The organism is Acidovorax sp. A79 (assembly GCF_041154505.1).
Taxonomy (GTDB): Bacteria; Pseudomonadota; Gammaproteobacteria; order Burkholderiales; family Burkholderiaceae_C; genus Acidovorax.
On record NZ_AP028672.1, the window covers coordinates 3,481,529 to 3,502,324 of the forward strand.

At 64.4% G+C, this 20,796-nt stretch carries 17 protein-coding genes and 5 tRNA genes; 17 read left to right on the forward strand and 5 right to left on the reverse strand.

Going from position 1 to position 20,796, the window contains the following annotated elements; translation table 11 throughout:
* Positions 1–32 precede the first annotated feature (32 nt).
* On the reverse strand, positions 33–632 hold the full coding sequence (locus ACAM51_RS15980) for a LemA family protein (protein WP_218341852.1): 600 nt from the start codon (positions 630–632) through the stop codon (positions 33–35).
* A 235-nt stretch (positions 633–867) separates the two neighbouring features.
* Here ACAM51_RS15980 and ACAM51_RS15985 point away from each other — a divergent pair, with 235 nt between their 5' ends.
* The 3 genes from ACAM51_RS15985 (at position 868) to ACAM51_RS15995 (ending at position 2,968) form a co-directional block, all read left to right on the forward strand.
* Entirely contained in the window at positions 868–1,317 is a 450-nt protein-coding gene (locus tag ACAM51_RS15985; RefSeq protein WP_218298042.1) for a nuclear transport factor 2 family protein, read from the forward strand.
* Between the two features lie 66 nt (positions 1,318–1,383).
* Complete coding sequence (locus ACAM51_RS15990; RefSeq protein WP_369641164.1) at positions 1,384–2,403, forward strand: YheT family hydrolase; 1,020 nt, start codon at positions 1,384–1,386, stop codon at positions 2,401–2,403.
* Positions 2,396–2,968 (forward strand): DUF2946 family protein, encoded by a 573-nt coding sequence (locus tag ACAM51_RS15995; protein ID WP_369641165.1) that lies wholly within the window; start codon positions 2,396–2,398, stop codon positions 2,966–2,968. The genes ACAM51_RS15990 and ACAM51_RS15995 overlap by 8 nt, the downstream gene beginning before the upstream one ends.
* A 106-nt stretch (positions 2,969–3,074) precedes the next feature.
* On the opposite strand, the gene ACAM51_RS16000 is transcribed toward ACAM51_RS15995, so the two are convergent.
* From ACAM51_RS16000 to ACAM51_RS16015, 4 genes are all read right to left on the reverse strand, one after another.
* Positions 3,075–3,950, reverse strand: coding sequence for a cytochrome c5 family protein (locus ACAM51_RS16000; protein ID WP_369641166.1), 876 nt, complete (start codon positions 3,948–3,950; stop codon positions 3,075–3,077).
* Positions 3,951–4,122: 172 nt separating this feature from the next.
* Positions 4,123–5,556 (reverse strand): efflux transporter outer membrane subunit, encoded by a 1,434-nt coding sequence (locus ACAM51_RS16005; RefSeq protein ID WP_369641167.1) that lies wholly within the window; start codon positions 5,554–5,556, stop codon positions 4,123–4,125.
* Entirely contained in the window at positions 5,549–8,704 is a 3,156-nt protein-coding gene (locus ACAM51_RS16010; RefSeq protein ID WP_218298047.1) for an efflux RND transporter permease subunit, read from the reverse strand. The genes ACAM51_RS16005 and ACAM51_RS16010 overlap by 8 nt, the downstream gene beginning before the upstream one ends.
* Before the next feature lie 13 nt (positions 8,705–8,717).
* The gene (locus ACAM51_RS16015) at positions 8,718–10,010 is read right to left on the reverse strand and encodes an efflux RND transporter periplasmic adaptor subunit (protein ID WP_369641168.1); all 1,293 of its coding nucleotides are present in this window, start codon (positions 10,008–10,010) and stop codon (positions 8,718–8,720) included.
* Between the two features lie 195 nt (positions 10,011–10,205).
* Between ACAM51_RS16015 and ACAM51_RS16020 the strand changes: the two genes are divergently transcribed.
* The 14 genes from ACAM51_RS16020 (at position 10,206) to rpoB (ending at position 20,793) form a co-directional block, all read left to right on the forward strand.
* Entirely contained in the window at positions 10,206–10,865 is a 660-nt protein-coding gene (locus tag ACAM51_RS16020) for a TetR family transcriptional regulator (RefSeq protein ID WP_218298049.1), read from the forward strand.
* Between the two features lie 101 nt (positions 10,866–10,966).
* Positions 10,967–11,042, forward strand: a tRNA-Arg gene (locus tag ACAM51_RS16025).
* Positions 11,043–11,143: 101 nt separating this feature from the next.
* Positions 11,144–11,229, forward strand: a tRNA-Tyr gene (locus tag ACAM51_RS16030).
* A 76-nt stretch (positions 11,230–11,305) separates the two neighbouring features.
* A tRNA-Gly gene (locus ACAM51_RS16035) sits at positions 11,306–11,379 on the forward strand.
* Between the two features lie 62 nt (positions 11,380–11,441).
* Positions 11,442–11,516 (forward strand) — tRNA-Thr (locus tag ACAM51_RS16040).
* A 74-nt stretch (positions 11,517–11,590) separates the two neighbouring features.
* Complete coding sequence (gene tuf, locus ACAM51_RS16045; RefSeq protein WP_056642984.1) at positions 11,591–12,781, forward strand: elongation factor Tu; 1,191 nt, start codon at positions 11,591–11,593, stop codon at positions 12,779–12,781.
* Between the two features lie 15 nt (positions 12,782–12,796).
* Positions 12,797–12,872: transfer RNA gene (locus tag ACAM51_RS16050), tRNA-Trp, on the forward strand.
* A 91-nt stretch (positions 12,873–12,963) separates the two neighbouring features.
* Positions 12,964–13,350, forward strand: coding sequence for a preprotein translocase subunit SecE (gene secE, locus ACAM51_RS16055; protein ID WP_218297389.1), 387 nt, complete (start codon positions 12,964–12,966; stop codon positions 13,348–13,350).
* A complete protein-coding gene (gene nusG, locus ACAM51_RS16060; RefSeq protein ID WP_082437456.1) occupies positions 13,347–13,943 on the forward strand; it encodes a transcription termination/antitermination protein NusG in 597 nt (198 codons plus the stop codon). Before secE ends, nusG begins: the two co-directional genes overlap by 4 nt.
* A gap of 164 nt (positions 13,944–14,107) precedes the next feature.
* Entirely contained in the window at positions 14,108–14,539 is a 432-nt protein-coding gene (gene rplK, locus ACAM51_RS16065) for a 50S ribosomal protein L11 (protein WP_063459212.1), read from the forward strand.
* Positions 14,540–15,235 (forward strand): 50S ribosomal protein L1, encoded by a 696-nt coding sequence (rplA, locus tag ACAM51_RS16070; protein WP_218297388.1) that lies wholly within the window; start codon positions 14,540–14,542, stop codon positions 15,233–15,235.
* A gap of 236 nt (positions 15,236–15,471) precedes the next feature.
* The gene (gene rplJ / locus ACAM51_RS16075) at positions 15,472–15,996 is read left to right on the forward strand and encodes a 50S ribosomal protein L10 (RefSeq protein ID WP_218297387.1); all 525 of its coding nucleotides are present in this window, start codon (positions 15,472–15,474) and stop codon (positions 15,994–15,996) included.
* Between the two features lie 40 nt (positions 15,997–16,036).
* The gene (gene rplL, locus ACAM51_RS16080; protein ID WP_008907085.1) at positions 16,037–16,414 is read left to right on the forward strand and encodes a 50S ribosomal protein L7/L12; all 378 of its coding nucleotides are present in this window, start codon (positions 16,037–16,039) and stop codon (positions 16,412–16,414) included.
* 266 nt (positions 16,415–16,680) lie between these two features.
* The gene (rpoB, locus tag ACAM51_RS16085) at positions 16,681–20,793 is read left to right on the forward strand and encodes a DNA-directed RNA polymerase subunit beta (protein WP_218297386.1); all 4,113 of its coding nucleotides are present in this window, start codon (positions 16,681–16,683) and stop codon (positions 20,791–20,793) included.
* Positions 20,794–20,796: the final 3 nt, after the last annotated feature.

The following is a 20,796-nucleotide window of genomic DNA, read 5'->3' on the forward strand; positions in this document are numbered from 1 at the left end:
TTCTCGGTTGTCCGGTGGAAGGGCAAGTCCGCTCAGGGCTTGGGTTTGGAGGCGGAGAAATCCACGGTGGGGGGCGCGGAGATCTGGGCCTCGTTGGCCACCGTGAAGCTGGGCTTGGGCTGGTAGCTGAAGGCCATGGCCGTCAGGTTGGTGGGGAAGCTGCGCGCGAGCACGTTGTACTCCTGCACGGTCTGGATGTAGCGGTTGCGTGCCACGGTGATGCGGTTCTCGGTGCCTTCCAGCGTGACGCGCAGGTCCCTGAAGCCCTGGTTGGCCTGCAGCGTGGGATACCGCTCGGAGACCGCCATCAACCGCGACAGCGCACCCGACAATTCGCCCTGCGCCTGCTGGAACTTGTTGAATGCCTCGGGGTTGTTCAGGGTTTCGGGCGTGACCTGGATCGAGGTGGCCTTGGCGCGCGCCTCGACCACGCGGGTCAGGGTTTCCTGCTCGAAGTTCGCCTCGCCCTTGACGGTGGCGACGATGTTGGGCACCAGGTCGGCACGGCGCTGGTACTGGTTGAGGACCTCGCTCCATGCGGCCTTGGACTGCTCGTCCAGGCGCTGGAAGTCGTTGTAGCCGCAGCCGCTCAGGGCCAGCACGGCTGCCAGAAGTGCAAGGATGCGTTTCATCATCATGGTGGTGTTCGCCAGGTGGAGTCAGGACAAGGGACCGGGGTGCGAATGGGCCAGACAGTGGCCACCCGGCAGATTCTGCAACAAGTGCGCGCGCCGGCACCGCTTTCCGGTGCCGGGCAGGCCGCACATGGTCACCACGCCCGCAAGGGGATGGCCGCACAATAGTGCCCTGCGCGTGGACGGGCCCCCGGCCGCCATGCCTTTCCTTCACACCATCCTGCCGATCACCATGCCCCGTCCCCGCTCCAGCGCCGCCACCCTCGGAGGTTCCTCGGACGAAACCGAAGCCGCGTTCTACGAGGCCCTGCAGCGTGGCGACATCGAGCTGTTGATGTCCTGCTGGGCCGACGAGGACGACATCGTCTGCGTGCACCCCGGCGGGCCGAGGTTGCTGGGCGCGGGGGCGATCCGGGCGGCATTCGAGGCCATGTTTTCGCATGGCACGGTGCGGGCCCGGCCCGTGCAGGTACACCGGGTGGTGGCCCTCACCAGCGCCGTGCACAGCGTCGCCGAACACGTGGAGGTGATGCTGCCCGACGGCCTGCACCAGGCCGTGGTGCTGGCCACCAACGTCTACCACAAGACCCCCGAAGGCTGGCGCATGGTGGCGCACCACGCCAGCCCCGGGGCCGCGCCGGACGTGCAGACGGCGGACGCGCAGCGGCCCGTGCTCCATTGAGCCGATGGCCTTCCCATGTTCAAGCCTTTTTGCCTTCTTTCCCCGGAACTGTAAGCGCTAATAGCTATGAAATATGTAGCGCCCCGCTGGCTGCCCGGAGGCCAGCTCCAGACCATCTGGCCGGCCCTGTACTCGCGCCGGGTGTTCGGGCCCCGCCCCGAGTACCGCCGCGAGCGCTGGGAGACGCCGGATGGTGACTTCGTGGATGTGGACTTCCTGCAGGATGGCGTGGCGGCGGCCGGCGCGCCCCGGCCGTTGCTGGTGGTCTTTCATGGCCTGGAGGGTTCGTCGCGCAGCCACTACTGCGAAGCGTTCGCCGACCTGGCGCGCGAGCAGGGCTGGGCCTGCGCGCTGCCGCATTTCCGGGGGTGCAGTGGCGAGATCAACCGTGCGCCGCGCGCCTACCACTCGGGCGACCACGCCGAGATCGGCTGGATGCTGCAGCGCCTGCGTGCATCGCACCGGGGGCCGCTGATGGCGGTGGGTGTCTCCCTGGGGGGAAACGCGCTCCTGCGCTGGGCCGCCGAAGTGGGCGAGGACGCCGCGCGCAGCGCGGACGCGGTGGCCGCCGTGTGCTCGCCCATCGACCTGGCCGCAGGCGGGCACGCGATCGGGCGCGGCTTCAACCGGCAGGTCTACACGCGCATGTTCATGCGCACCCTGGTGCCCAAGGCGCTGCAGAAGCTGGCGCAGCACCCGGGGCTGTTCGACCGGCAGGCCCTGGTGGCGGCGCGTGACCTGTATGCGTTCGACAACGTGTTCACCGCACCGCTGCACGGCTTTCGCAACACCGAAGACTATTGGCTGCGCGCCTCCGCCAAGCCGCTGCTGCACCGCATCCGCCTTCCGGCCCTGGTCGTCAATGCGCGCAACGACCCGTTCGTTCCGGCCGCCAGCCTGCCGTTGCCGCAGGAGGTGGCCAACGGGTTCGTCACGCTCTGGCAGCCCCCGCACGGCGGCCATGTCGGCTTTGCCCACGGGCGCTTGCCGGGGCATGTGCGCGCCATGCCCGACGCAGTCGGGGGATGGCTGGCAGAGCATGCGGGGGCCGTGGCGCGCGCGGGAGCACAATCGCCGCATGGATGACATCGTCAAGCAGGCGCTGGTCAAGTGGCCCAATGTGCCCGACTGCTACGGATGGCTCGGCCTGGATGCGCGCGGCCACTGGTACCTGCGCGACGACCAGGTCCAGGCCGCGGGCCCCTTTCCGCGCAGCAAGGGGTCCCTGCTGCAGCATGAAAAGCTGGTCGAATTCATCGCGCGCAATTACGAGCACGACGCGCAGGGGCAATGGTTTTTCCAGAACGGGCCGCAGCGCGTGTATGTGGAACTGGAAGCCACGCCCCTCGTGTGGCGCATACAGCCGGATTTTTCCGTGCTTTCCCACACCGGCCGGGGGGCCGCGGTGCAGGGCTGCCTGGTGGATACGCAGGGGCGGGTCTACCTGGAGTCGGAGCTGGGCGTGGGGCTGGTGCACACCCTGGACGTGCCCCTGGCCGCCGAGGCGGTGGAGGCGGGCCGCTGGGTACCGCTGGATGTGCGGGCAGAGGATTTGCCGGGGCGCTACGGCTTCGTCATGAGCCCGCATGGCCGCTGGAGCGCTGGTGGAATGCAGGGGCGGGCGCCCAGGGCGGGCATGGCGCGCACCTGAAGAAGAAAGAGAAGGAACCAGGGCGCAGAAAGTAAAAAAGCCGGTCCACAGAACCGGCTTTTTCATGGGCCCGCGCGGCGCTCCGCCGCATGCGGGAGAGAAGGGCTTACTTGGCGGCCGCGGCCATGAACTCGACGGCGGCACGCAGATCGGCATCCGACGCCTGAGCGGCGCCACCGCGGGGAGGCATCGCACCCTTGCCCTTGGCCACGCTGTTGTACAGCGCATCAATGCCGGCAGGCAGGCGGGCCGACCAGGCGGCCTTGTCACCAAACTTGGGGGCGCCGGCCACGCCAGCCGCGTGGCACACCTGGCACGCCTGCTTGTACAGGGCTTCGCCAGCGCCTGCGGCGGCAGCGGCCACAGGAGCGGGCGCTGCTGCTGCTGCAGCAGCAGGAGCGGCTTCGGCAGCGGGCGCTGCTGCGGCCGCCGTAGCGGCAGGGGCTGCGGACGCGGCGTCGGCGGCAGCCGCGGGGGCTGCTCCGGCGGGTGCCGCGGGTTCCGCGAACTTGGCGCCGGCGGCGTTGGCCATGTATGCGACGGCCCGCGCGATTTCGGTGTCGTTGAAGTCGCCGCCGCCTTGCGGCGCCATGGCGCCCTTGCCCTTCAGCGCGGATTGGACCAGCGCTTCAAAGCCGGTCTTGATGCGGGCCGACCAGGCAGCGGCGTCCGAGAACTTGGGAGCCCCCGCGGCGCCTGTGGCATGGCAGGCCGCGCACTGGCCCTTGTAGACGTCTTCGCCGCTTCGCAGGGGGCGGTTGGCATCGCGGATTTCGACCATGCCCACCTTCTGGATGCGCTCGGCAATGGCCTTCTCGGGATTGGCTGCGCCAGCGGCCGGCTTGTCGGCCGACGTGACATACAGGACCAAGCCAATGATGGCAAAGATCGGAATCACAAACGAGAAAAGTACCGCGACCAGCAACTGCTTGGGGTTCTTGATCGGGCCGGTATGGGCTTCTTCGTGGTGGTTGTCGCTCATGACGTCCTCAGGGTGTATCGGGGGGCTTTGATGAAATCAACCCTCAATTATATCTGCGGGGCTGGTGCCTCCCCGTGAGCATCGCACAGGCGCTGCGCCAGATGCGCGAGACAGCCCGCGCGCGCCGCCACCCTGCGGTGCGGGCGCGCGTGGCCTGGCGCCGCCGTGCGCGTCAGGACGGATTGCCCGCCACCGCCGCGGCTTCGGGCGCGCCGCCGCCCAGGGCCTTGTACAGCGCCACCTGGTTTTGCAGCTGCGCGAGCTTGACCTGCACGACGGCCTGCTGCGTGGCGAACAGGGAGCGCTGGGCGTCCAGCAGGTCCAGGTAGCTCGATACGCCGTTGCGGTAGCGCAGATCGGCCAGCTGCAGCCGCGCGCCCTCCGCCTGGGCCTGCAGTTGCTGGGCCTCGGCCTGCTCACCCAGGGTGGCCTGGCCCGCCAGCGCATCCGAGACTTCGCGGAAGGCCGTCTGGATGGCCTTTTCGTATTGCGCGATGGCGATGCCCCGCCCGGCTTGCGCACTCTCGAGGTTGGCCTGGTTGCGGCCCGCGTCGAAGATGGGCAGCAGCAGGGACGGCGCGATCGTGAACCCCCACGAGCCGCTCTTGAACAGGCCCGACAGTTCCCCGCTGGCGGTGCCTGCCTGGGCCGTGAGCGAGATGCGCGGGAAGAACGCGGCCCGCGCCGCGCCGATGTTCGCGTTGGCCGCGATCAGCTGCTGCTCTGCCTGGCGGATGTCGGGGCGGCGCGTCAGCAGTTCGGACGGCAGGCCCGCGGGCAACTGCGCCATGGCGGGCGCAGCGGCCAGCCGGCTGCCCGTGAGGCTGGCGCGGATGTCGTCGGGCAGGGACTGTCCGAGCAGCAGGGCCAGGGCGTTCTCGTCCAGCGCGCGCTGGCGCTGCTGCTGCGCCAGGGTGGCGCGTGCCGCCTGGGTCAGGGACTCTGCCTGGCGGAAGTCCAGCTCCGAGGCCACGCCCGCGTCCAGCCGCATGCGCGTGAGGCGCACCGATTCCTCGCGCGACGCGAGGGTCTGGCGCGACAGGTCCAGCAGCTCCTCGTCGGCCAGCAGGTTCAGCCAGCCGTTGGCCACGGCGGCCACCAGGCTGACCTGCGCCGCATTGCGGCCCTCTTCGGTGGCAAGGTACTGCGCGAGCGCCTGCTCCTTGAGGCTGGCGATGCGGCCGAAGAAGTCGATCTCCCAGGCCGAAACCGCAAGTCCGACGCTGAACGAGTTGGTCAGGTCGCCCGTGCCCGCGGCCGGTGCGCGGCTGGCGTTGGCCGCCAGGCCCACGCCCGGGTACAGGTCGGCCCGGCGCACCTGGAACGTGGCGCGTGCCTGTTCGATGTTGAGCACGGCCACGCGCAGATCGCGGTTGTTGGCCAGCGCGGCTTCGATGAGCTGGCGCAGCCGGGGCTCGGCGAAATAGTCCTGCCAGGGGGCCGCGGCCGCAGCGCCCTGCGTGGTGCCGCCGGCGGAAGCCGCTGTGGTGTACGTGGCCGGCACGGGGGCCGCGGGTCGCTCGTAGACGGGGATGAACGAGCAGCCGGCCAGCAGCGCTGCCGCTGCCGCTGCCAGTGCGATGGAGGTGCTGCGGTGATTAGTCATGGGTTCCAACTCCTGCTTCTTCTGCGTGGCGGCGGTTCATTTCCTGCTGGCGCGCGCTGCCCTTGAACAGGCTGCGGACCACCACGAAGAACACGGGCACGAAGAACACGGCCAGTGCCGTGCCCGTGATCATTCCGCCCAGCACGCCCGTGCCGATGGCGCGCTGGCTGGCCGAGCCCGCGCCCGACGCGATGGCCAGCGGCAGCACGCCTAGGCCGAACGCCATCGAGGTCATCACGATGGGGCGGAACCGCAGGTGCGCGGCCGCCAGCGCCGACTCGATCACGCCCTTGCCCTGGGCCTGAAGGTCCTTGGCAAATTCGATGATCAGGATGGCGTTCTTCGCCGACAGGCCGATGATGGTGATCAGGCCCACCTGGAAGTACACGTCATTGGCATAGCCCCGCAGCAGGGTCGCCAGCAGCACGCCCAGCACGCCCAGGGGCACCACCAGGATCACGGCCAGCGGAATCGACCAGCTTTCGTACAGCGCGGCCAGGCACAGGAACACGGCCAGGATGGCGAAGCTGTAGAGGATCAGCGACTGGGAGCCCGCCAGTTTTTCCTCGCGCGACTGGCCGGTCCATTCAAAGCCGAAGCCTGCGGGCAGCTGGCCCGCGAGCTTTTCCATCTCGGCCATGGCGGCGCCCGTGCTGAAACCGGGGGCTGGCGAGCCCGAGATCCGCATGGCGGGATAGCCGTTGTAGCGCACCGTCTGCTGTGCGCCATTGACCCAGCGGGTGGTGGCGAAGGCAGAGAGCGGCACCGGCTTGCCCTGGCTGTTGGCGGCGTTGATCTTCAGCAGATCGTCGGGCTGCATGCGCGAAGGCGCGTCGGCCTGCACGACCACGCGCTGCAGGCGGCCCTGGTTCGGGAAGTCGTTCACATAGCTCGAGCCCAGCGCGGTCGACAGCGCGGAGTTGATGGCATCGAACGGCACGCCCAGGGCGTTGGCCTTGTCGCGGTCGATGTCGATCTGCAGCTGTGGGGCGTCTTCCAGGCCGTCCGGGCGCACCTGCGTGAGCACCTTGCTTTGCGAGGCCATGCCCAGCAGCTGATTGCGTGCCTTCACGAGCGCCTCGTGGCCGGCGCCTCCGCGGTCCTGCAGGCGGAACGTGAAGCCGCTGGCATTGCCCAGCTCGGGAATGGGAGGCGGGCTCAGCGGGAAGATGAACGCATCGCGGATTCCCATCAGGCCGCCGAAGGCCCGGTTGGCAACGTCCTGCGCCGATTGGCCCGGGCCGTGGCGTTCGCTCCAGTCCTTCAAGGTCACGAAGGCAAGGGCGGCGTTCTGCCCCTGGCCGGAGAAGCTGAAGCCCAGCACGCCCACCATGCTCTGCACTTCGGGCTGCTTGAGAATGAACTCCTCGACCTGCTGCATCACGGCCAGCGTGCGCTCCTGTGTCGCGCCGGGGGGCAGCTGCACGTTGACGATGATGTTGCCCTGGTCTTCGCTGGGCAGGAACGAGGTGGGCAGGCGCATGTACACCACGGCGACGGCGCCAATGATGGCGGCGTAGATGACGAGGTAGCGTGCTGCCCGCTTGAGCATGCGCGCCACGAAGCCTTCATAGCCCTTGGCGGTGCGCGAAAAGCCGCGATTGAACCAGCCGAAGAAGCCGGTCTTCTCGTGGTGGTGCCCGGCTTCCACGGGCTTGAGCAGCGTGGCGCACAGGGCCGGCGTGAGCGACAGGGCCATGAAGGCGGAAAAGCCGATGGAGGCCACCATCACCGCCGAGAACTGGCGGTAGATGTTGCCCGTGGAGCCCGCGAAGAAGGCCAGCGGCACGAACACCGAGATCAGCACCACGGTCACGCCGATGATGGCGCCCGAGATCTGGCGCATGGCCTTGCGCGTCGCCTCGAGCGGGGACAGTCCTTCCTCGCTCATGATGCGTTCGACGTTTTCCACCACCACGATGGCATCGTCCACCACGATGCCGATCACCAGCACCATGCCGAACATGGTCAGCACGTTGATCGAGAAGCCCAGCGCCAGCAGCGTGGCGAAGGTGCCCAGCAGAGCGATCGGCACCACGATGGTGGGGATGATGGTGTAGCGCCAGTTCTGCAGGAACAGGAACATCACCAGGAACACCAGCGCCACCGCTTCCAGCAGGGTCTCGGCCACCTGCTTGATGGAGATGTCCACGAAGCGCGAGCTGTCGTAGGGAATGCTCCAGCTCATGCCTTCGGGGAAGTAGCGCGAGAGCTCATTCATCTTGGTGCGCACGGCTTTCGCGGCTTCCAGGGCATTGCCGCTGGGCGACAGCTGGACGCCAATGCCCACGGCGGGCTTGCCGTTCAGTCGCGCGGCCGTGGCGTAGGCCTGGCCCCCCAGCTCCACGCGCGCCACGTCCTTGATGCGCACGGTGGAGCCGTCGGTGTTGGCGCGCAGCACGATGTTGCCGAACTGCTCCACGCTGGAGAGCTGGCCGTTGACCACCACCGTGGCCGCAATCCCCTGGCCCGCGATGTTGGGCAGGTCGCCGATCGTGCCGCTGGCCACCTGGGCGTTCTGGGCGCGGATGGCGGCGGTGATTTCGGCGGCCGAAAGGTTGAAGCTCACCATCTTGGCGGGGTCGATCCAGATGCGCATGGCGCGTTCCGTGCCGAACAGCTGTGCCTGGCCGATGCCCTGCAGCCGCTGCAGCTCGGGGACGATGTTGCGCGACGCGTAGTCGCCCAGGGCCACCGTGTCCGTCGCCGGGTTGGTCGACGAGAGCATGGTGAACAGCAGGAAGTTGGAGCGCGATTTGTCCACGCGCACGCCCTGTTGTGTCACGGCCGAGGGCAGCCGTGGCGTGGCGCGCGAGAGGCGGTTCTGCACATCCACCTGGGCCAGATCGGCATTGGTGCCGGGCTGGAAGCTCAGCGTGATGCTGCCGGAGCCGTCGGCCTGGGCGACGGATTCCATGTAGATCAGCCCCGGTGATCCGTTCATCTCGCGCTCGATGACCGACAGCACGCTGTCTTCGAGCGTTTGCGCGGATGCGCCCGGATAGGCCGCGTTGATGACGATGGCTGGCGGAGCCACCGGTGGGTACTGCGCGATGGGCAGCTGCGTGATCGCCACGCCGCCCATCACCATGATGAACAGGGCGATCACCCATGCAAAGATGGGTCGGTCGATAAAGAACTTGGCCATGCTGGGGTGCCCTTTATGGCTTCGACGAAGACGCGGCAGAAGCGGCGGGTGCCGCAGGTGCTGCTGCTGCGGTCGGCGACGAGGGGGCCGCGGATGGCGCTCCCGGCGCTTGCCATGGAACCGGCTTCACCGGCGTGCCGGGCGGCAGCATCTGCAGCTTCTGGAAGCCGTCCACCATGACCTTCTCGCCAGCCTTCAGCCCGTCGAGAACCACCCAGCGGTTGTTCTGGGCCGCGCTGACCTTGATGGGGCGCTGGGACACTTTGCCGTCCTCGCCCACCACGCTGACCGTGTCACCCTGCTGGGTGCGTGTGACAGCCTGCTGGGGCAGGGTGATGGCATTGCTGGCCTGGGCCTGTTCGATGCGCACGCGCAGGTACAGGCCGGGCAGCAGCTCCCCCTTGGGGTTGGGGACTTCCGCGCGCAGCGTGACCTGTCCCGTGGTGGCGTCCACCGACAGGTCGGTGAACAGCAGCTTGCCGGTCTGGGCGTATTCCGATCCGTCGCCCAGGACGAGCTTGACGCTGGCGGCCTCGGTGCCGCCGGCGCGCTTGAACTGGCCGCTTTCCATGGCGCGGCGCAGCTGGAAGACATCGCTGGCCGATTGGGTGAAGTTCACGTACACCGGGTCGATCTGCTGCACGACGGCCAGGGCAGTGGCTTCTCCCTGCCCGACCAATGCACCTTCCGTGACCAGCGCCCGCCCGATGCGGCCCGATATGGGGGAGGTCACGCTGGCATAGCCAAGGTTGATGTCGGCGGTGCGCACCGACGCCCTGGCGGCGGCCACGTCTGCCTGGGCCTGCTTTTCGGCGGCTTCCGCATTGACGAAGTCCTGCTTGCTGATGGCATTGGCGCTCACGAGCGGGCGGTAGCGTTCCACCTGGGCGCTGGCCTGCGCGAGGTTGGCCTGGGCCTTGGCGAGGCTGGCGCGGGCGCTTTCCGACGCTGCCGCGTACGGGGCAGCGTCAATGCGAAAGAGTGGCTGGCCCGCCTTCACGTCGCTGCCTTCCTTGAAGAGGCGCTGCTGCAGGATGCCCGCAGCCCGGGCGCGCACCTGGGCGACGCGGGAAGCTTCCACGCGGCCCGGCAATTCGGTGATCAGCCCCACATCGCCGGGCGTTGCGGTGACAACCCCAACCTCGACGGGGGGCATCTGCTGCCCGCCGGCCGGGGCTTGGCCGTCGCTTTTGCCGCAGGCAGCCAGCAACACCGCCGCTGCGGTGGCTGCGACCAGGGAGATGGCCTTGTGGGTTGTAGAGGCGCGAAAGGAGGGAATGGCAGATGCGTCACGCGGTGTGGGCATGGGAGTCCTTTTGATTGGCGTCAAGGAATTGGGTTGTAGGGGAAAGGGCCGCTGGCTGGAAGCGCCCCAAGATGAGAGCCCGACAAAATAAGTGCGCGATTATACATACAAACATGAATGTATAATTGCGACCGCCGGATGTCTTGGTGCATCCGGCCGGTGACTAGGCATTGAGAACGAGGAGACATACACCCCATGGCGCGTCGAACCAAAGAGGATGCAATTGCCACGCGCAACAGCCTGATAGATGCTGCGGAGCAGGTCTTCCGGGAGAAGGGGGTTTCGCGTGCTTCCCTGAGCGATATCGCGCAGGCTGCGGGGGCGACGCGGGGGGCGATCTACTGGCATTTCAAGGACAAGGTGGACCTCTTCAGTGCCATGATGGACCGGGTGACCCTTCCGCTCGAGCAGGGCTATGGGGAATTCGAGTGCAGCACCTGTCCGGATCCGGTGCAGCGGCTGCGTGCGGTGATGGCGCTTGTGCTGCGCAGCGTGGCCTCTGACGAGCGGACGCGCCGGGTTTTCGAGATTGCGCTCTACAAGGTGGAATATGTGAGCGAGCTCGTGGGGGTGCGTGATCGTCACGTGGCTGCGTCGGATGGTTTCACCCGCCAGTTGGCGCGCGACTTCGAGCTGGCTGCGCAGTTGCAAGGGGTCGTCTTGCCAATGACGCCCATGGAGGCGGCCGTGGGCTTGCATGCCTTGTTCGATGGGCTCATTCGCAACTGGATCCTGGGCGAAGGCGGCTTCGATCTGGTGGGTGTCGGCGGGGTGAGTACCGATGCCTTTCTTGTGGGGTTGGGCCTGGCATTGCCAGGGGTTGTTGATGCCCAGGATTGCCGTGTTGTGCCCTAGTGCGTCTGTGGGTGCTCGTGTTGGTTGTGGTGCATCGGGGTGGTGTGCGTTTGCTGGCGGCGGTTGCATGCGATAATCCAAGGCTGTGCCAGTTCGGTCGTGCGGCTGTAGCTCAGTGGATAGAGTATTGGCCTCCGAAGCCAAGGGTCGTGGGTTCGATCCCCGCCAGCCGCACCAATGACGCGTGCAATCCAGGGAATGTGTCTCTTCGGGTGATCCTGCGGGGCTGCTAATTTCTCCGTGTTGCAAAAAACTAGTGCTATAATTCGAAATTCTCCGGAGGGGTGCCCGAGTGGCTAAAGGGGGCAGACTGTAAATCTGTTGGCTTACGCCTACACTGGTTCGAATCCAGTCCCCTCCACCAGTGAGAGAGTAGTGTTGAGAGTGATGTCCGGTTTTGCTTGATTGCAAGGCCGGGCGCGCAGAGGCTGTTGGCCGATGCGGGAGTAGTTCAATGGTAGAACCCTAGCCTTCCAAGCTAATGACGCGGGTTCGATTCCCGTCTCCCGCTCCATTGCTCGCTTGTGCTGGTTTGTTGAGTTAGAGATTTTGATGTTGTGCGAGCGGCATCAAGTTGCCCATGTGGCTCAGTGGTAGAGCACTCCCTTGGTAAGGGAGAGGTCGCGGGTCCGATTCCCGCCATGGGCACCACTTTCAGGTGCGTCCGATTCTGGTTGCGCCGAGATCCTGTCGTATTGGTATAGATTTTTTTCGGAGTCGGAAAAATGGCAAAAGGAAAGTTCGAGCGCACCAAGCCTCACGTCAACGTGGGCACGATCGGCCACGTGGACCATGGCAAGACGACGCTGACGGCGGCCATCGCCACCGTGCTGTCCGCCAAGTTCGGCGGCGAAGCCAAGGCATACGACCAGATCGATGCGGCGCCCGAAGAAAAGGCCCGCGGCATCACGATCAACACCGCGCACGTGGAATACGAAACGGCCAACCGCCACTACGCCCACGTGGACTGCCCCGGCCACGCCGACTATGTGAAGAACATGATCACCGGCGCTGCCCAGATGGACGGCGCCATCCTGGTGTGCTCGGCCGCTGACGGCCCCATGCCCCAGACCCGCGAACACATCCTGCTGGCCCGCCAGGTGGGCGTGCCTTACATCATCGTGTTCCTGAACAAGTGCGACATGGTGGACGACGAAGAACTGCTGGAACTCGTCGAAATGGAAGTGCGCGAACTCCTGGACAAGTACGACTTCCCAGGCGACGACACCCCCATCATCCGTGGCTCGGCCAAGCTCGCCCTGGAAGGCGACAAGGGCAAGCTGGGTGAAGAAGCCATCATGAAGCTGGCCGAAGCGCTGGACACCTACATCCCCACGCCAGAGCGCGCTGTGGACGGTGCCTTCCTGATGCCCGTGGAAGACGTGTTCTCCATCTCCGGTCGTGGCACCGTGGTGACCGGTCGCGTCGAGCGCGGCATCATCAAGGTCGGCGAAGAAATCGAAATCGTCGGTATCCGCGACACGCAAAAGACCATCTGCACCGGCGTGGAAATGTTCCGCAAGCTGCTGGACCAAGGTCAGGCTGGCGACAACGTCGGCCTGCTGCTGCGCGGCACCAAGCGCGAAGACGTGGAGCGCGGCCAAGTGCTGTGCAAGCCCGGCTCGATCAAGCCCCACACCCACTTCACCGCTGAAGTGTATGTGCTGAGCAAGGACGAAGGCGGCCGCCACACCCCGTTCTTCAACAACTACCGCCCACAGTTCTACTTCCGCACGACCGACGTGACCGGCGCCATCGAGCTGCCGGCCGACAAGGAAATGGTCATGCCTGGCGACAACGTGTCGATCACCGTCAAGCTGATCAACCCCATCGCCATGGAAGAAGGCCTGCGCTTCGCCATCCGCGAAGGCGGCCGTACGGTCGGCGCTGGCGTCGTGGCCAAGATCATTGCTTAACTGGCAAAGGTATACAGGGGTATAGCTCAATTGGCAGAGCGTCGGTCTCCAAAACCGAAGGTTGTAGGTTCGATTCCTACTGCCCCTGCCACTTGAATGTGGCTCAGAACAAGCCCGCCAGGCCCTGGCGGGCTTCGGTGTCTTAAGTGATGCCGTGAATCGGAAGCAGGAAATACTCAAAGATGGCCACTTCACAGGTTGAAACTGTCAATACAGGCGCAGACAAGGCCAAGCTCGCAGCGGTGGTGGCTTTGGTCATCGCCTCGGTTGCGGGCTTTTATTTGCTGAGCAAGCAGGGTGCTCTCGTCCAATGGGCTGCGCTGATCGTCGGTCTGGTGGCGGCTGCGGGCGTGTTCCTGGTGTCGGAGTCTGGCCGTCAGTTCGTTGCCTTCGCAAAGGATGCATGGCGCGAGGTGAAAAAGGTCGTCTGGCCTACCCGCAAGGAAACCTTGCAGATGACGGCGTATGTGTTTGCCTTCGTGGTGATCATGGCGCTTTTCCTGTGGTTCACGGACAAGACGCTGGAATGGGTCTTGTACGACTTGGTTTTGGGTTGGAGAAAGTCATGACGACCGCTGCGGAAATCACTGGAGCAGAAGCTCCTGCAGGCGCTTCTGCTTCGGCAAATCCGGATCTGCGCTGGTACATCGTCCATGCCTATTCGGGCATGGAAAAGGCGGTGGAGCGCAATATCCAGGAACGCATTGGTCGCTCTGGCATGCAAGACAAGTTCGGTCGCATTCTGGTGCCGACCGAAGAAGTGGTGGAGATGAAAAACGGCCAGCGCAAGACGACGGAGCGTCGCTTGTTCCCTGGCTATGTATTCGTCGAGATGGTGATGGACGACGATACCTGGCACTTGGTGAAGCACACCAACAAGGTGACCGGTTTCGTGGGGGGGGCCAAGAACCGCCCCGCCCCTATTTCCGAAGAGGAAGTCCAGAAGATCGTCAGCCAGATGCAGGAAGGCACGGACAAGCCGCGCCACAAGATCGAATTCATGGTGGGCGAGCTGGTTCGCGTCAAGGAAGGTCCGTTCACGGATTTCAATGGCTCCGTCGAAGAGGTCAATTACGAAAAGAGCCGCGTGCGCGTCTCCGTGATGATCTTCGGCCGCTCCACGCCGGTCGAGCTGGAATTCGGTCAGGTCGAAAAGACATAAGAACATCTTCGATAAAAACCCTGATCGCCCTGGCACGCCAGGGCAAGCAATTGGATGTCGCGCTTTTCGGCTCGGTGCGAACATCGTGATAGCGAGTCGTTAACCCCGGGGAGCCGGTTGCTGCATGGTGCAGCGCAGGCGTTATGACCCGTAAGGAGTAAAACATGGCGAAAAAAATCGTCGGTTTTATCAAGCTGCAAGTCCCAGCTGGTAAGGCCAATCCATCCCCACCCATCGGCCCGGCACTGGGTCAGCGTGGCCTCAACATCATGGAGTTCTGCAAGGCATTCAATGCGCAGACCCAAGGTGTGGAGCCAGGCCTGCCATTGCCCGTGGTCATCACGGCTTTCGCAGACAAGAGCTTTACCTTCATCATCAAGACGCCGCCTGCGACGACTCTGATCAAGAAGGCCATCAAGCTCGAAAAGGGTTCGGCCAATGCGCTGAAGATCAAGGTCGGCAAGATCACGCGCGAACAGCTCGAAGAAATCGCCAAGACCAAGATGAAGGACATGAATGCCGCGAATGTTGACGCAGCTGTCCGTACGCTGGCTGGTTCCGCACGCTCGATGGGCGTGACGGTGGAGGGTTTGTAAATGGCCAAGTTGACGAAAAAGCAAAAAGCCCTGCAGGGCAAGGTTGACAGCACGAAGCTGTACGCCTTTGCGGATGCAGTGGCTCTGGTGAAGGAAGCCGCCACCGCCAAGTTCGATGAATCCATCGACGTGGCCGTGCAGCTCGGCATTGATGCCAAGAAGTCCGACCAAGTGGTGCGTGGCGCCGTGGTGCTGCCCAACGGTACCGGCAAGACGACGCGCGTCGCCGTGTTCGCCCAGGGTGCCAAGGCTGAAGAAGCCAAGGCCGCGGGTGCCGACATCGTCGGCATGGACGACCTGGCCGCCATGGTCAAGGCTGGCGACATGCCTTTCGACGTGGTGATTGCTGCCCCTGACGCGATGCGCGTCGTGGGTACGCTGGGCCAGATCCTGGGCCCGCGTGGCCTGATGCCCAACCCCAAGGTGGGCACAGTGACGCCTGACGTTGCCACGGCCGTGAAGAACGCCAAGGCTGGTCAAGTGCAGTTCCGCGTGGACAAGGCCGGTATCGTGCACAGCACGATTGGCCGCCGCTCGTTCGACAACGAGAAGCTGCAAGGCAATCTGGCTGCGCTGATCGATGCACTGAACAAGGCCAAGCCTGCTTCGAGCAAGGGTCTGTACCTGCGCAAGGTCGCCGTGTCTTCCACGATGGGTCTGGGCGTCCGCGTGGATACGCAATCCATCGCAGCGTAATTGCGAAAAGAAATCTTCGGACCTGTCAAAGGGTCCGATGTGGTGGGCTGAAGCTGGCATTCAAGCTGCCTTCAGGCCATCCAAGACCGTTGGTGTGCAAGTTCGCACTTAATCCCCCTGGGGCCAACGCAGATGGCGATCCCGCTGCAGATGGAATCCGTTCCGAAACAGTTGGTCGCTGCAACAAGAGCGCGCAGGAGGGTGCAAGCCTGAATGTGCAATTTAAGGAGTAGACCTTGAGTCTTAATCGCAGTGAGAAAGAAGCGGTCATCAGTGAAGTGACCAGCCTCGCCGCTAAAGCTCAAACGCTTGTGATCGCGGAGTACCGCGGCATCACGGTCGCCGACATGACCAAACTGCGTGTGGAAGCTCGCAGCAAGGGCGTGAACCTGAGTGTTCTGAAGAACACCCTGGCTCGCCGTGCTGTAGCTGGCAGCGCGTTTGACGTGGTGGCTGACCAGATGACCGGTCCGCTGATCTATGGCTTCTCCGAAGACGCTGTGGCCGCCGCCAAGGTGGTGGCCGATTTCGCGAAAACCAACGACAAGCTGGTGATTCGTGGTGGCGCTTTCGGTGGCAAGGCCCTGGATGTCAACGGCGTTAAGCAACTGGCCAACATTCCTTCCAAGGAAGTGCTGCTGGCTCAGATTTGTGGCTTGCTTATGTCCCCCATGTCGCGTACGGCCGTTGTGCTGGGCGCACTGGCGGCGAAAAAAGGCGAAGGCGCAGCCGCACCGGCCGCCGAACCTGCCGCGGCTTGATAGCCGGGCAGTCAACCAACACAATTGTTAGGAAATCAAAATGGCATTCGATAAAGACGCATTCTTGACCGCGCTGGACAGCATGACGGTCCTGGAACTCAATGACCTGGTGAAGGCCATTGAAGAGAAGTTTGGCGTGAGCGCTGCAGCCATGGCTGCTCCTGCTGCCGCTGGTGGCGGTGCTGGCGCTGCTGCTGCTGAAGAAAAGACGGAATTCAACGTGGTGCTGACGGAAGCCGGCGCCAACAAGGTGTCCGTCATCAAGGCAGTGCGCGAAATCACCGGCCTGGGCCTCAAGGAAGCCAAGGACCTGGTGGACGGCGCTCCCAAGAACGTCAAGGAAGGCATTGCCAAGGCCGACGCCGAAGCTGCCGTCAAGAAGCTGGTGGAAGCCGGCGCCAAGGCCGAACTCAAGTAATTCGGTCTCGTTCAAGGGCTGGAGTGCTCCTCAAAGGGCCTCCAGCCTTTGGTGCTTTCAGAGCGCACCCGCAAGCCTCGTCTTCCACGAGTCTTTCGAGTGTCTTCTGACAACCCCGACAGCAGAAGACGCCTTGGTTCGGGTGATGTGCAATGCATCACCGTCCGCCATGGTTGGTAGTGGCCAACCGCCAAGCCCGTAAGGACACCTCTCCTTGCGGGTCAGTCGTCGAAGACCCAGGACTCATGTCTTTGCCCGGAGATCTCATGGCCTATTCCTACACCGAACGCAAGCGAATTCGCAAAAGCTTCGGCACCCGCGATAGCGTGCTCGAAGTTCCTTATCTGCTGCAGATGCAGAAGGACGCATACACCGCTTTCCTGCAGGCTGATAAAGCACCCCAGAAAAGAACCATCGAAGGCCTTCAGGCTGCATTCGACGCTGCCTTTCCTATCGTCTCCCACAACGGTTTCGTGGAGATGAAATTCATCGAGTACAACCTGGCCAAGCCCGCCTTCGACGTGCGCGAGTGCCAGACGCGTGGCCTGACGTTCGCGTCGGCCGTGCGTGCCAAGGTGCAGCTGATCATCTATGACCGCGAGTCCTCGACGTCGCAGTCCAAGGTGGTCAAGGAAGTGAAGGAGCAAGAGGTCTACATGGGCGAAGTGCCGCTCATGACCGACAAGGGCTCGTTCATCATCAACGGCACCGAGCGCGTGATCGTGTCCCAGCTGCACCGCTCGCCCGGCGTGTTCTTCGAGCACGACAAGGGCAAGACGCACAGTTCGGGCAAGCTGCTGTTCTCGGCGCGCATCATTCCCTACCGCGGTTCCTGGCTCGACTTCGAGTTCGACCCGAAGGACATCCTGTATTTCCGTGTGGACCGCCGCCGCAAGATGCCGGTCACGATCCTGCTCAAGGCCATCGGCCTGAACCCGGAATCCATCCTGGCGAACTTCTTCGTCAACGACAATTTCCGCCTGATGGACAGCGGTGCGCAGATGGAGTTCGTCTCCGAGCGCCTGCGCGGCGAAGTGGCGCGCTTCGACATCACCGACAAGTCCGGCAAGGTCGTCGTGGCCAAGGACAAGCGCGTGACCGCGCGCCACACCCGCGAACTGGAGCAGTCCGGCACCACGCACATCAGCGTGCCCGAAGACTTCCTGATCGGCCGCGTGGTGGCCCGCAACATCGTGGATGCGGACACCGGTGAGATCATCGCCAAGGCCAATGACGAACTGACCGAGGCACTGCTCAAGAAGCTGCGCAGTGCCGGCGTGCAGGACGTGCAGTGCATCTACACCAATGAACTCGACCAGGGCGCGTACATGTCGCAGACCCTGCGCATCGACGAAACGGTGGACGAGTTCGCAGCCCGCGTCGCCATCTACCGCATGATGCGCCCCGGCGAGCCGCCCACGGAAGACGCCGTGCAGGCCCTATTCCAGCGCCTGTTCTACAACCCCGACACCTACGACCTGTCGCGCGTGGGCCGCATGAAGTTCAACGCCAAGATCGGCCGCGACGAATCCACCGGCCCCATGGTGTTGTCCAACGAGGACATCCTGGCCGTGGTCAAGATCCTGGTGGACCTGCGCAACGGCAACGGCGAAGTCGATGACATCGATCACCTGGGCAACCGCCGCGTGCGCTGCGTGGGCGAACTGGCCGAGAACCAGTACCGCACCGGCCTGGCACGTATCGAGAAGGCTGTGAAGGAGCGTCTGGGCCAGGCTGAGCAAGAGCCGCTGATGCCCCACGACCTGATCAACAGCAAGCCGATCTCGGCGGCCCTGAAGGAATTCTTCGGCGCCTCGCAGCTGTCGCAGTTCATGGACCAGACCAACCCCCTGGCTGAAATCACGCACAAGCGCCGTGTTTCCGCACTGGGCCCGGGCGGTCTGACCCGCGAACGCGCAGGCTTCGAAGTGCGCGACGTGCACGTGACCCATTACGGCCGCGTCTGCCCTATCGAAACGCCTGAAGGCCCGAACATCGGCCTGATCAATTCGCTGGCCCTGTACGCACGCCTGAACGAATACGGTTTCATCGAAACCCCGTACCGCCGCGTGGTGGAAGGCAAGGTCACGAACGAGATCGACTACCTGTCGGCCATCGAGGAAGGCAAGTACGTGATCGCGCAGGCCAACGCCGTGCTCGACAAGGACGGCCGCTTGACGGGCGAACTGGTCTCTGCCCGCGAAAAGGGTGAATCCATCCTGTGCGGTGCAGACCGTGTGCAGTACATGGACGTGTCGCCCGCGCAGATCGTGTCGGTGGCCGCCTCGCTGGTTCCATTCCTGGAGCATGACGATGCGAACCGCGCATTGATGGGCGCCAACATGTCGCGCCAGGCCGTGCCCGTGCTGCGTCCCGAGAAGCCCCTGGTGGGCACGGGCATCGAGCGTGTGGCCGCCGTGGACTCGGGCACCGTGGTCACCGCGACCCGTGGCGGTATCGTCGACTATGTCGATGCCACCCGCATCGTGGTGCGCGTGAACGACGACGAGGCCGTGGCCGGTGAAGTGGGCGTGGACATCTACAACCTCATCAAGTACCAGCGTTCCAACCAGAACACCAACATCCACCAGCGCCCCATCGTCCAGAAGGGTGACAAGCTGGTCAAGGGTGACGTGATCGCCGACGGCGCATCGACGGACTTCGGCGAGATCGCCATCGGCCAGAACATGCTGATCGCCTTCATGCCCTGGAACGGCTACAACTTCGAAGACTCGATCCTGATCTCCGAACGCGTGGTGGCCGAAGACCGCTACACCTCGATCCACATCGAGGAACTGGTGGTGATGGCGCGCGACACGAAGCTGGGCGCCGAAGAAATCACGCGCGACATTCCGAACCTGTCGGAACAGCAGCTGAACCGTCTGGACGAGTCCGGCATCATCTACGTGGGTGCCGAAGTGCAGCCCGGCGATACGCTGGTCGGCAAGGTCACGCCCAAGGGCGAGACCACCCTCACGCCCGAAGAGAAGCTCCTGCGCGCCATCTTCGGCGAGAAGGCTTCCGACGTGAAGGACACCTCGCTGCGCGTGGACCAGGGCTCGCAAGGCACCGTGATCGACGTGCAGGTGTTCACCCGCGAAGGCATCCAGCGCGACAAGCGCGCCCAGCAGATCATCGACGATGAACTCAAGCGCTTCCGCCTGGACCTGAACGACCAGCTGCGCATCGTCGAGGCCGACGCCTTTGACCGTATCGAAAAGCTGCTCAACGGCCGCGTGGCCAATGGCGGCCCGCAGAAGCTCGCCAAGGGCACGAAGATCGACAAGGCCTACCTGGCCTCGGTGGAGAAGTTCCACTGGTTCGACATCCGCCCCGCCGAAGACGAAGTCGCCACGCAACTCGAGTCCATCAAGAACGCTCTGGAGCAGACGCGCCACAGCTTCGACCTGGCCTTTGAAGAAAAGCGCAAGAAGCTCACGCAAGGCGACGAGCTGCCAGCGGGCGTGCTCAAGATGGTCAAGGTCTACCTGGCCGTCAAGCGCCGCCTGCAGCCCGGCGACAAGATGGCCGGCCGCCACGGCAACAAGGGTGTGGTCTCCAAGATCGTTCCGGTCGAAGACATGCCCTACATGGCCGACGGCACCCCTGCCGACATCGTGCTGAACCCCCTGGGCGTGCCCTCGCGGATGAACATCGGGCAGGTGCTCGAAGTCCATCTGGGCTGGGCCGGCAAGGGCATCGGCCAGCGCATTGGCGACATGCTGCAGCAGCAGGCCAAGGCCTCCGAGCTGCGCAAGTTCCTGGAAGAGGTGTACAACTCCCGCGGCCGTACCGAAGACCTCTCGCAACTGAGCGATGAGGATGTGCTGAACATGGCGGCCAACCTCACCAGCGGCGTGCCTTATGCCACTCCGGTGTTCGATGGTGCTTCGGAAGAAGAAATCAAGGACATGCTGAAGATCGCCTACCCGGACGACATTGCCGAGCGCAAGGGCCTCACGCCCACCCGCACTCAGGCATACCTGTTCGACGGCCGCACCGGCGAGCGTTTCGAGCGTCCGACGACCATCGGCTACATGCACTACCTGAAGCTGCACCACTTGGTGGACGACAAGATGCATGCCCGTTCGACCGGTCCTTACTCGCTCGTCACGCAGCAGCCGCTGGGCGGCAAGGCGCAGTTCGGCGGCCAGCGTTTCGGGGAAATGGAAGTGTGGGCGCTGGAAGCTTACGGCGCCGCCTACGTGCTGCAGGAAATGCTGACGGTGAAGTCCGACGACGTGGTGGGCCGTACCAAGGTGTACGAATCCATCGTCAAGGGCGAACACGCCATCGAAGCCGGCATGCCGGAATCGTTCAACGTGCTGGTCAAGGAAATCCGTTCGCTGGGCCTGGACATCGAGCTGGAACGCTCCTAAGCA

Coding starts and splice junctions, on each gene's coding strand:
- ACAM51_RS15980 (WP_218341852.1), bottom strand. CDS start 632: ATGAAACGCATCCTTGCACTTCTGGCAGCCGTGCTGGCCCTGAGCGGC.
- ACAM51_RS15985 (WP_218298042.1), top strand. CDS start 868: ATGCCCCGTCCCCGCTCCAGCGCCGCCACCCTCGGAGGTTCCTCGGAC.
- ACAM51_RS15990 (WP_369641164.1), top strand. CDS start 1,384: ATGAAATATGTAGCGCCCCGCTGGCTGCCCGGAGGCCAGCTCCAGACC.
- ACAM51_RS15995 (WP_369641165.1), top strand. CDS start 2,396: ATGGATGACATCGTCAAGCAGGCGCTGGTCAAGTGGCCCAATGTGCCC.
- ACAM51_RS16000 (WP_369641166.1), bottom strand. CDS start 3,950: ATGAGCGACAACCACCACGAAGAAGCCCATACCGGCCCGATCAAGAAC.
- ACAM51_RS16005 (WP_369641167.1), bottom strand. CDS start 5,556: ATGACTAATCACCGCAGCACCTCCATCGCACTGGCAGCGGCAGCGGCA.
- ACAM51_RS16010 (WP_218298047.1), bottom strand. CDS start 8,704: ATGGCCAAGTTCTTTATCGACCGACCCATCTTTGCATGGGTGATCGCC.
- ACAM51_RS16015 (WP_369641168.1), bottom strand. CDS start 10,010: ATGCCCACACCGCGTGACGCATCTGCCATTCCCTCCTTTCGCGCCTCT.
- ACAM51_RS16020 (WP_218298049.1), top strand. CDS start 10,206: ATGGCGCGTCGAACCAAAGAGGATGCAATTGCCACGCGCAACAGCCTG.
- tuf (WP_056642984.1), top strand. CDS start 11,591: ATGGCAAAAGGAAAGTTCGAGCGCACCAAGCCTCACGTCAACGTGGGC.
- secE (WP_218297389.1), top strand. CDS start 12,964: ATGGCCACTTCACAGGTTGAAACTGTCAATACAGGCGCAGACAAGGCC.
- nusG (WP_082437456.1), top strand. CDS start 13,347: ATGACGACCGCTGCGGAAATCACTGGAGCAGAAGCTCCTGCAGGCGCT.
- rplK (WP_063459212.1), top strand. CDS start 14,108: ATGGCGAAAAAAATCGTCGGTTTTATCAAGCTGCAAGTCCCAGCTGGT.
- rplA (WP_218297388.1), top strand. CDS start 14,540: ATGGCCAAGTTGACGAAAAAGCAAAAAGCCCTGCAGGGCAAGGTTGAC.
- rplL (WP_008907085.1), top strand. CDS start 16,037: ATGGCATTCGATAAAGACGCATTCTTGACCGCGCTGGACAGCATGACG.
- rpoB (WP_218297386.1), top strand. CDS start 16,681: ATGGCCTATTCCTACACCGAACGCAAGCGAATTCGCAAAAGCTTCGGC.